The organism is Microcystis sp. M53603_WE2 (assembly GCF_030065435.1).
Genome location: NZ_JASJFF010000798.1, coordinates 1 through 9,312 on the forward strand (window position 1 = coordinate 1; position 9,312 = coordinate 9,312).

Consider the following 9,312-nt stretch of genomic DNA (forward strand, 5'->3'; position numbering starts at 1 on the left):
CCTTTTTCGGAAGCGGTGGGGGACTTTTTCGGAACTATCCTCGGTTTCGAGGGAACCATGGCCTTTATGCTAGAGGCTAGTTTTCTAGGAATTATGCTGTTTGGTTGGGGACGAGTTCCCCCGTTAATTCACTTCCTAGCGACAATTCTCGTCGCTTTTGGGGCTAATCTTTCCACTTTCTGGATTCTAACCGCTAATTCTTGGCTGCAAACCCCCGCCGGCGGCATTTTCGTGGATGGTAAATTTATCGTTCAGGATTACCTACAAGCGATTCTCAATCCCTTCATGGTTAATAGTTTCCTGCATATGTTTTTCGCTACTCTGGAAACTTCTTTATTCGTCATTGGTGGGATTAGTGCTTGGTATTTGCTCAATAAACGTCACATTAGCTTTTTTAGTCGTTCTCTCAAAATTGTTCTTACTCTAGCGATTGTTATCGCTCCCTTGCAAATTTTTGTCGGTCATCTTAGTGCCGAACAAGTGTATCACTATCAACCGGCTAAATTAGCCGCCATGGAAGCGCAATGGGAAACTATTCCTGCGGGAGAAACTGCTGCTTGGAGTTTGGTCGCTTTACCCAAGGATAAAGCGGAGACAAATAGCTGGGAAGTGAAGATTCCTAATGCTTTGGGTTATCTTTTGGAGTTAAAACCCAAGTTATCGGAACCTGTTCTCGGCTTAAAAACGTGGAAATACGAAGACAGACCGCACATGGTGGGGCTAATCTATTATTCCTTCCGGATTATGGTCGCTATCGGTCTTTTTCTTGCTTCTTTAATGACTGTAACTGTCGGGCAATGGCTGTGCGGTCAACTGAGTAACGAAAAAATCGACAGTCAAAAATGGTTACTGCGCGCTTGGGTTTTTGCGGCCCCTCTGGGTTATCTTGCGGTTGAAACCGGTTGGATTGTCCGTTGTGTCGGTCGTCAACCCTGGACGGTTTACAATCAAATCCGGACAGTGGATGCTGCTTCTAAACTGCCCGCAGGCGAGATTTTAACCTCTTTAATCGGAATTACGGCGATTTATGTCGTTTTCTTGGTTTCTGCTCTCTATTTCGGTAGTCTTATTATCCGTCAGGGACCAAATCTTAACTTACCACTGCCGGGGACTCAACAGGAAAAAGTGACCTCACCAGAACTAAATCCTCGTTCCCTAGAAGCGCAACAATAGGAGGAACTATGGAACCGTTACAGTATTTTTTGCCACAAATTTGGTTTTTTATTCTGGGATTATTCCTGTTTCTATACGTCCTCCTCGATGGTTTTGACTTGGGGGTGGGAATTCTTTCCCTGACTTCCTCCTCCGAGAAGCGTCGCAGTATTTTAATGACCAGTTTGGGCAATGTTTGGGATGCTAACGAAACTTGGATTGTTTTGATGGGTGGTTCCCTGTTTGGGGCGTTTCCCCTAGCTTACGGGACAATTTTAAACGCTTTATACCTGCCAGCAGTGATTATGGTAGTGGGGCTGTTATTTCGGGCTGTTTCCTTCGAGTTTCGTGAACATTCTCGTCGCAAGTTGTTCTGGAATTATGCCTTCGGACTCGGCAGTTTTTTGGCCGCTTTGGGGCAAGGATTCGCCCTCGGTGCGGTTTTTGAGGGCATTAAAGTGGATGAATTGGGTCATTTTGCCGGCGGTCCCTTTGATTGGTTAACATGGCGATCAATTCTAGTTTCTCTAACTTTAATCCAAGCTTATGTTTTAGTGGGTTCCACTTACCTAATTCTGAAAACTACGGGTAATTTACAGGAAGTTCACTATAAAACGGCAAAAATTGCCGCTATTACCACTTTTATCGGTGCTGTCTTTATCACCATCAGTACGCCGCTGCTTTCTGACCATATCCGTCAGCGTTTATTTGACCCTCGACTAATTTACATCTTTATCCTCATCCCGATTTTAGCTGTGGTCTTACTGGGTTTATTACTGCGGAGTTTGCAACTAAAGGAAGAAAACACCCCCATGGTCTGGACAGTATTGCTGTTTATGCTCTCTTTTATCGGTTTGGGATTGTTGATTTTCCCCGATATTATTCCCCCGTCAGTGACAATTTATCAAGCGGCGGCCGCCCCTAGTTCTTTGGTGTTTATGCTGACTTTTGTGGGTTTTTTAATCCCAATTTTACTAGCCTATACAGTTTATAATTACATCGTTTTTCGGGGCAAAATTACTGCTGAATCCTACGGAGAATAGATGGCGTTGCCGATTTCAGATATGAATCTTCTTTGGTGGTATTTTTAAGGGGAAACTCTCTACCGCTGATGCTAAACTGAATTTATTCTAGGAGGTCTTTGGGGGTAATTAACTCGTAACGCTCGAAGGGTTGATGAATCCAAGGATTATCGGGGTAATATTCCACATAATAGTCAGGTTTGATTCTTGATGCCGCTTTGTACCAGATCACCGCAGTTTTGATATTGGTAATCCCGTATTTTTCCTGTAACAAAATCGAGGTTTTTTGGAGAGTGATTCCCGAATCGACTAAATCATCCACTAATAACAAGGGACTCTTTAATTTGGGTTCGATCATGGCTAAATTCGAGGAAATAGTTAATTCTCCCCGAATTTGATGATTTTGCCCCCCGTAGGAAGCAGCATAAAGAATGGCTAGGGGTTGACGAAAAAGACGACAGAGAATGTCACCGACGCGCAATCCTCCCTTAGCTAAACAGACAATCTGAGCAAATTGCCAACCAGAATGATCGATTTTTACTGCTAATTTTTCGATCAGACGATGGTATTCATCCCAAGAAACATAAACATCGGCCATATTTTCCATTCCCGATTCAGAATTACTTATTTTCGGCAGGTCGATCACTACTCCAGGCCCACCAAACTCGATCGCATTGACAATGATAGAATTCCTGCCATTTACGTCGAGAATCTTCTCCTAAAACGGGTGCGCGGCGATTGATCCAAACGGCCTGAGCTTCTTTAGCTTTTGCCCCACAGTAAGGACAACAAAAATTGTAGGCGTGAACAGCATTCTCTGTCCAGTCAGGGGGAAAGGGACTAAAAGCATCCATAATCTCTGGGTTAAGGGGGTTAACAGTCAAAAAGGGGCTTGAATCGCTGGTGTTTAGGCTATAGTTCTCAATTTCTACCTCGATAATTTTTACAGCGTTTCCCATAAAGATGAAGTGTAACCTAATTTGGTATTGATGACCGACTCCACCAGAGGAAAACTTCGTGCCTCACCATTAAGATAAATGCTACAATAGGTTTTGACAAGCTGTAAATCTTCAAATATGGAAAGAAGTTATACAAAAGTTGCTTTTATAGATAGGAACATAAATTAAATATACCCTAATAAGGGTGAATAAGCCAGGCTTATAATTTTACCAAAACTAATGAAATAGCTTCTCAAACCACTCCCCAAAAATGATTATTTTACATAAGTACATTTACCTTGATGTGCTGCTGGGTAGGTTTTGTGCTGGCTAAAAGTATCGTTGGCATGAGACACCTAAGTGCGCTCGTGAAAATGCAAGGAATTAATGTCAATTATAATCGCCAAAGTTTAAATAAAATTTTGAAAAAAGGCACGTTAGAAACGCGCCTCAAAAATTATTAATTAAACTTCAGTTAAGAGATCTAAATTTAGACTATTAGCAGCCTAAACGACGTTTGTAGCCTTCAAAATCTTCACGCATTTTCTTATAGGCCAGATCTCGTTCTTGGGGCGACATATAAGCACGATCGCTTAGAGTGCTTGGCTGCGTCATATAAGCTAGAGTAGAAATGTCTCCTCAAAATTATTTTAAAAAGCTTCGTCTTAACGCCTTACATCAATCCATTACCCAAAACCCCGAACTAACGTTAATTTATCAAATTGCCGAAGAATTAGGTTTTTTTGAGCGAGGACATCTTGCCTCTGATTATAAACAACTGTTTGGTTATTTTCCCTCTGAAACTTTTAAAAATAGAACATAATGAGCCATCTTAATTGTCATTGTGAGCGGTAATAAATTCTAATCAGGACAAAAAATTGTGCGAAAACCGATATGATTGGTAGAAGTGTCGATATCTTCGGGATGGCGAGCGGCGGGACGGTAACGAGCGCAGTAGTTAGGGGCGCAGAGGAAAGAGCCTCCTTTGAGGACTTTACGGGGTTTTCGCATTGAGGGATGAAGTTTGAGGTTATAACTATCTTCTTCGGTTCCGCCTAGGGGATTTTTCGGGGTACAACAGGCTTTAGTCGGGTTTTTGGGATGTTGTTCCTGATACCAATCTTGTGTCCATTCCCAGACATTACCTATCATGTCATAAAGTCCATAACCATTGGGGGGATAGCTTTCTACTGCTTCTGGACCGGGTGCATGAGGTTGGAGATTTTGCCAAGGAAATTGTCCTTGCCAAGTATTAGCCATGACTTTACCATTAGGCATAAATTCATCACCCCAAGCAAATTCTGCCCCCTCTAAACCCCCTCGTGCAGCAAATTCCCATTGTGCTTCAGTTGGGAGTTCTTTTCCTGCCCATTTTGCATAGGCAAGGGCATCTTCATAGACAATATGTACTACAGGATGGTTTTCTCGATTTTTAATTGAACTTCCAGTACCTTCGGGATGTCGCCAATTTGCCCCCGGCATATATTGCCACCAGCAGACAGTACGAGGATCAACGGGACGATCTGGTTTCACAAAAACGGCAGATCCGGGAACTAATATTTCAGGATCAGCATTAGGATAATCTTCTGCTTTCGGTGGTTTTTCAGCAAAGGTAATATATCCTGTTTCTTTGACAAATTTTCTAAATTGTTTATTAGTGACCAAATATTTATCCATCCAAAAGCCGCTAACGGTTACGGTGTGGACGGGTCCTTCTTCAGGATATTTACGACTGTTTGACCCCATTTCAAATGTTCCCCCCGGAATCCAGATCAGATCTTTATGGGGAGGTTTACCTGGAGCAGATGAGGGGTTTTGAGATATTTGCATACTCAAGATATAGCCTTTATTTTATCAAGGGTTAGAGTGGGTAGGGGCAATGCAGAAATTACCCCTACAGCTTTGAAAGCAAATCGGGTCTATGCTACAGACTAAGCAGATTAGTCACGCCACAACATCCCTATTAATTCTGTCTCAGGATCGATCGCGCCCGCGCCCGCGTCATTTTTAATCGTGACAATGACTTTTTTCAGCTTCGCACCTTCAAACTCGAAAAACTCGCACTCATGTTCGTAGTCTGATGATACAGGCTGTCCGGGATCTCGACCAATATTAAATCCCGCCCCAAACTTACCCGGTTGAGTCAGGAATTGCTCAGAATATTCTGGGAAAGGTTCCTCAATCGTGGTACTTTGCTTAGTACCATTGATATAGAGTTGTACCTCTCCTATGGTACTACCACCAAACTTGCTATCCGGTTGTTGATTGGGCTTCTTGTTAAATACAACTTTGAGTGTATTTTCCTCGTCGGCAAGATTAGGGAGTGGACAAGTGATCTTCTGTTGCTGTTGTCCTAACCAGTTATAGACATAACAGAGTTTGCCCTCGTAGATATAGAAACTATATCCACCAAAACTTCCTCCATGAGCTATCATTACCCCTTTAGGAGTCTCACCCGTGGAGAAATCAACAATGGCTTCGATTTCGTAAGAACGACCTCGGGTATTCGGAGCAACGGCTTCGGGAATTTCTGATCCCCCTGGATAATAGGTGTAACTGAAGGTAGCATCCTTTGGGTCATCTTGAGCAAATGCTGGGGGACGTAATTGGGGACGATCTCCACCCATAGCCGAGCGATCATCAATAGGCATACCTTTGTATAACCCTGCTTGCACGAACCACATATACTTCATCTGTTCGAGTTTATCGGCATATTTCGGGTCATTAGCTAAGTTACGAGATTGAGTCGGATCGGGAGTTAATTCCAATTTCAGATCCCCATCCATACAGTACAATTCCCAGATATCCTTCTCAAAATTACCCCAATTAGAAGGCGCAGGAGCATGGACAGTACAAACGTGCCAACCTTTATACCAGACTCCTCTTGTTCCTAACATCGAATAGAACTGAGTTTCTCGCACTTTCTTGGGTTTTCCATTGGCATCCTTGGGTTTTTGCTCGTCAGAGAGTCTGTAAGCAAATTGATACTCAGGTTGAGCATATTCGGGAGCGAAAGTATAGGCGAAGCTAATTCCCTCAATGGGATTTTGGGTGTAACCTTTAACCACTTCTGGGGGTTCTACACCACACATTTCGTAAAGGGTAGGTACTAAGTCAACCGCGTGAATGTACTGTTTGCGAATCCCCGTATCTGCGATACCCGGTCCACACATCATAAAGGGAGTTGCAGCACCACCTTCATAACCTGACCAACGTTTCCAGTATTTGAAAGGCGTATCAAAGCCCCAAGCCCATCCTGTAGGATAGTGATTATAGGTTTTCAGTGTGCCTAAATCTTGGAGAAGGGCAAAGTTCTTGTCAAAATCATCGGGAATACCGTTAAAGAACAGGTTTTCATTCACTGAACCATTAGGCCCACCTTCTGCACTAGCACCATTATCAGCTACAGCAACAATGATGGTGTTATCCATTTGACCCGTTTCTTCGAGAAAATCGAGCAAACGACCAATTTGTTCATCGGTATAGGTGGAGAATGCCGCATAAATCTCGGCCATACGGATAAATAATGCCTTTTCTTCGGGACTTAATCCTTCCCAAGGTTTTACCCAATCAGTTTGAGGCCACGTCTTACCAGCAGGAACTCCTTGGATCTTAGTGTGGTCAGGGTTAGGTTCTCCAAGCTCACCTTCACCATGAGGATTAATCTCCGAGGGTGTTGTTACCTCATCCCCAAAGATGCCTAATTCTTTCATTTTGGCAAGGACTTCTGTGCGATAGACTTCATAGCCATCTTTAAAGATACTTGTCTCGACAAAGGATAAATCTTCTGGATTATCGGGATCTCCCAGGCTCGTGTTATAATCATAATCTAGGATCTTCTGAGGCCAGATTTGATGGGGTGCATGGTTGGCACCGGGACAGAAGTACATCAGCCAAGGTTTATCTGGAGCGATCGCCTTTTGATCTTGGATAAAGGCAACTGCCTTATCTACCAGGTCTTTCGATAGATGATAACCGTTCTCTTTATCCCCCATATTGGGACCATAAGGAGGTTCAATCAGATGGTTATCATAGACCAGATCTGGATACCATTGATCGGTTTCTCCGCCTAAAAAGCCATAATAGCGTTCAAAACCACGACCTAAAGGCCAATGCCGCTTCGTGGATGCCATATTTGCCTCTTCTTCTGGCACTAAGTGCCATTTACCAAGGGCGAAGGTACTCCAGCCACGCTCACTCAATACGGCTGGAATCATGGCATTTTCAAAGGGAATGCGACCATTATTACCAGGGAAACCCGCTGTCACCTCTTCGATACAAGACATCCCGTTACTGGTAGCATTGCGTCCATTTAATAGGGATGAACGAGTGGGAGAACAAAGAGCGGTAGTGTGAAAGTTGGTATAAATTAAGCCTTTTTCGGCAATACTAGCTAAATTGGGCATTTTAATTTTGCCACCAAACATTTCCCAGGCACCAAATCCCGTATCGTCAATGACGATGTAAAGAATATTCGGTGAATTTGGGGGTGCTTTCGGTTCGGCGTAGGGTTCCCAATCGGGTACGGAATCACGAATATCGAGGGCGATTGTCCCGTTGAATTGTTTAGCCATAGAGTCTCCGTAAATTGAGGCTTGTCACAGGTGTCTGATTCGCTTGTCTGAGAGCGGCCAATTCAAGTTTGAATCGTACCAGTACCTGACTGACTAGATGCAGAAACGTTGAATCCTGTCATAAAACTTTACCTTGACGGTTCTTCGTTACTTGTTATGGTTCGATAGGGGGGCATAAATCGACTAAATCTTTATCTGGCAAAAGATTTAATTGAACGGTGGCGGCGAATTCAGTGGCGGTGAAACAAAGCAGTTTATTGATGAGTGTGGGGTATGGCTATTTTTTATTTCATGAAAAAAATATCAAACAAAGACTATTTGGTTGTATTATTATACTGGCTGGTGTTTCTCTGTTAAGCATTCTTTAGTAAAATAAGAAAAGGCTCTTCTGGATCAAGGATGATAATCAAAAATTATGGCGAAAGGCTGGCTAAAAAGCGGCAGCGCATATTTTCAAAATCAGGAATCGCGCCTCTAGGAGGGTTAGTGATTCTCCTTCTCCGCTGCCCCACCAGAGTCCTTCCACAGAGTCAACAGTTAGATAATTACTGTGAAAATTATACAACCAATGGATTAACTGAGGGCATGAATACAAAAATAAAGCCTATTAAAAGAATAAGTTATGAATTAAAGCAATCTTGAACATCTTCGACTTAAGCTGTTTGCTGGCTTTAATTCATAACAAAAAGTAAAACACGAAAACCAGAATACCCAAATCTGAATGGCTTATTAATAACCGGAAAAACTGACTCAATAGATAATCTCCTTGTTTAATTTATCACTAAAAAAATATGGCTAAAGGGGATCAAATATACGCCTATCGGGAATTGCTCAATCTTCAGGGTGTTTATGCCCATCATGGCATCGATTGCGGTGATGGTAGCGTCATTCATTATCGAAAACCGAGCGAGATTGTGGAACGAACTTCCCTAGAAACTTTTGCTAGGGGCGGTAAAATCTATGTGGTGCGCTATGTGGAGGTGGGATTTTCCTTTATCCCCGATGTGGTGGTAGAAAGGGCGCTAAGTCGTCTGGGGGAGCAGAAATATAATCTTCTTTTTAACAACTGCGAACATTTTGCCACTTGGTGTAAGACCGGTATTAGCAAAAGTCAACAGATAGAAGAATTTATCCCGATTATTACCCATTTACAAGCGGTAGGACTCTACGAACCTCTGAAAAAATCCCTCATCGGAGCCGACCCCAACAATGCCCAAACCCTGTTAAAAGGGGCTTTAAGCAATCTTAAGGTCAGTTGGGATGAAATTCAACCCCAGTACAAAAAAGCCATTCAAGAAGCAGAAACATGGAATCGAGTAGCGATCGAAGCTTTAAGCAGAAATCGCGATGATTTAGCCCGGGAAGCCCTGAAACGCAAGGTAGAAGCCAAAAAACAGGCAAAACGCCATCAGGAACAATTGGATCAACTAGCGGCCATGACCGAAAATGTTCTTAAAAGTCTGGTGATTGCTAACGGTTAGTCTGGATTTGACACTCCCCGCTCTAAAGAGACGGGGATTCTTGGTTCACAGAGATTACTTGCTTAGACAGAATTGCTTCTGAAAAAGTAGAGGTATTCTCTCCCCAAGCGTTTATTGGATCGAGCCCAAAGGTTCCGGTATGCCC

At 43.0% G+C, this 9,312-nt stretch carries 9 protein-coding genes and 1 pseudogene; 6 read left to right on the forward strand and 4 right to left on the reverse strand.

Features of this window, described 5'->3' with window-relative positions; all coding sequences use genetic code 11:
- Together PX481_RS17020 and cydB are read left to right on the forward strand one after the other, a co-directional pair.
- Positions 1-1,173 (forward strand): cytochrome ubiquinol oxidase subunit I (locus PX481_RS17020; protein ID WP_288095120.1); only part of this gene is annotated, 1,173 nt, incomplete at its 5' end.
- 8 nt (positions 1,174-1,181) lie between these two features.
- Entirely contained in the window at positions 1,182-2,195 is a 1,014-nt protein-coding gene (cydB, locus tag PX481_RS17025) for a cytochrome d ubiquinol oxidase subunit II (protein WP_002753098.1), read from the forward strand.
- Positions 2,196-2,277: 82 nt separating this feature from the next.
- On the opposite strand, the gene PX481_RS17030 is transcribed toward cydB, so the two are convergent.
- Together PX481_RS17030 and PX481_RS17035 are read right to left on the reverse strand one after the other, a co-directional pair.
- Positions 2,278-2,772, reverse strand: coding sequence for a phosphoribosyltransferase (locus PX481_RS17030; protein ID WP_043998939.1), 495 nt, complete (start codon positions 2,770-2,772; stop codon positions 2,278-2,280).
- 22 nt (positions 2,773-2,794) lie between these two features.
- Positions 2,795-3,028, reverse strand: coding sequence for a hypothetical protein (locus tag PX481_RS17035; protein ID WP_002771307.1), 234 nt, complete (start codon positions 3,026-3,028; stop codon positions 2,795-2,797).
- 715 nt (positions 3,029-3,743) lie between these two features.
- Here PX481_RS17035 and PX481_RS17040 point away from each other — a divergent pair.
- On the forward strand, positions 3,744-3,935 hold the full coding sequence (locus tag PX481_RS17040) for a helix-turn-helix domain-containing protein (protein ID WP_002757988.1): 192 nt from the start codon (positions 3,744-3,746) through the stop codon (positions 3,933-3,935).
- A 38-nt stretch (positions 3,936-3,973) separates the two neighbouring features.
- On the opposite strand, the gene PX481_RS17045 is transcribed toward PX481_RS17040, so the two are convergent.
- A complete protein-coding gene (locus PX481_RS17045; RefSeq protein WP_288024459.1) occupies positions 3,974-4,942 on the reverse strand; it encodes a formylglycine-generating enzyme family protein in 969 nt (322 codons plus the stop codon).
- 110 nt (positions 4,943-5,052) lie between these two features.
- Positions 5,053-7,686, reverse strand: a complete 2,634-nt coding sequence (locus tag PX481_RS17050) for a sulfatase-like hydrolase/transferase (RefSeq protein WP_288095125.1) — start codon at positions 7,684-7,686, stop codon at positions 5,053-5,055.
- Between the two features lie 218 nt (positions 7,687-7,904).
- On the opposite strand from PX481_RS17050, the gene PX481_RS17055 reads away from it, so the two are divergent.
- The 3 genes and pseudogenes from PX481_RS17055 to PX481_RS17065 all read left to right on the forward strand — a co-directional run bounded on the left by PX481_RS17055 (position 7,905) and on the right by PX481_RS17065 (position 9,167).
- Positions 7,905-8,054, forward strand: a complete 150-nt coding sequence (locus tag PX481_RS17055) for a hypothetical protein (RefSeq protein ID WP_002757993.1) — start codon at positions 7,905-7,907, stop codon at positions 8,052-8,054.
- A gap of 163 nt (positions 8,055-8,217) precedes the next feature.
- A pseudogene (locus tag PX481_RS17060) lies at positions 8,218-8,368 on the forward strand (transposase); the annotation flags it as partial.
- A 109-nt stretch (positions 8,369-8,477) separates the two neighbouring features.
- A complete protein-coding gene (locus tag PX481_RS17065) occupies positions 8,478-9,167 on the forward strand; it encodes a lecithin retinol acyltransferase family protein (RefSeq protein WP_288095128.1) in 690 nt (229 codons plus the stop codon).
- The last annotated feature ends 145 nt before the right edge of the window (positions 9,168-9,312 follow it).